At 63.3% G+C, this 398-nt stretch carries 1 protein-coding gene; it reads right to left on the reverse strand.

What is annotated here, in order from left to right:
* The coding region (locus AABE10_RS36315) for an MFS transporter (RefSeq protein ID WP_342937853.1) at window positions 1–398 on the reverse strand (398 nt) is incomplete at both ends.

Raw genomic sequence — 398 nt, forward strand, 5'->3', positions numbered from 1 at the left:
CCAGCCACGCAGCGACGAGCGGCGTCGTGCCGCCGAACAGCGACACCGACACATTGAAGCCGATCGCAAGCGCGCCATAGCGGATCTTCGTCGGAAAGAGTGCGGGCAACGACGACGGCATCACGCCTGTGAACGTCGACAGCAGCGCGCCGAGAATCAGCAGCCCGCCGAACACGGGCAATACCGCGCCCGTACGGATCAGCAGCAGCGCCGGAATCGACAGAAGGAAAAGACCCACGCAGCCGAGCAGCATCACCGGTTTGCGGCCGACTTTGTCCGACAGGTGGCCCGCATACAGCGTCATCGGCATCATCAGTACCATCACGGCCAGCACGAGGAACAGGCCGTGCGATTCGTTGAAGTGCAGCGTCGCCGACAGATAGCTCGGCAGATACGAC

The sequence above is a fragment of the Paraburkholderia diazotrophica genome (assembly GCF_038900755.1).
In the GTDB taxonomy this organism is placed as follows: domain Bacteria; phylum Pseudomonadota; class Gammaproteobacteria; order Burkholderiales; family Burkholderiaceae; genus Paraburkholderia; species Paraburkholderia diazotrophica_A.